Source organism: Bartonella sp. TT110JLCBS (assembly GCF_042193405.1).
Lineage (GTDB): Bacteria > Pseudomonadota > Alphaproteobacteria > Rhizobiales > Rhizobiaceae > Bartonella.
In genome coordinates this window covers 1-519 of record NZ_JBHILT010000332.1, presented here as the reverse complement: position 1 = coordinate 519, position 519 = coordinate 1, and the positions used below count along the sequence as shown (strand labels likewise).

At 54.9% G+C, this 519-nt stretch carries 1 pseudogene; it reads left to right on the top strand.

Going from position 1 to position 519, the window contains the following annotated elements:
* A pseudogene (locus ACFILW_RS11170) lies at window positions 1–519 on the top strand (DUF637 domain-containing protein); the annotation flags it as partial.

Below are 519 nucleotides of genomic sequence, written 5' to 3'. Positions count from 1 at the left end.
CCCAAGGGCTGACAGAAGCCGGTGCGGCTATCGTGGCCTTGGCTGTCACGGCGGTTACGGGTGGAGCAGCCTCGGGCGCTGCCAGTGCCATTACCGGTGCTTTGGGGCTTGGCTCGAGCACCGCCATGAATGCGGCGATACAGGCGCTGGTGTCCAAGCGCTGATTAACAAAAGCGCTGTGGCTCTTGTCAATAATCGCGGCAACATTGCCGGCGCCTTGCATGAGCTTGGCTCTTCAAAGAATGTTCTCAGCATTGTCTCGTCGATGTTGACAGCAGGCTTAACCAGCCAACTAACGGAAATGGCAGGTGTTGGACAATCTTTGCCAAAAACCGCTCCTTTTGTCGATCGTATCGCCCTTGAAGCGAAAAAGAACCTGATCAAAGCCGCCATTGGCACAGGCGTTCAAACGGCTCTTGAGGGTGGCTCTCTTGACAAGAACTTTTTTAACAATCTGCGCATCGCCCTGTCTGATACGGTTGGCAAATCGTTGGCGGAAGAAATCGGTACCGCCAAGGC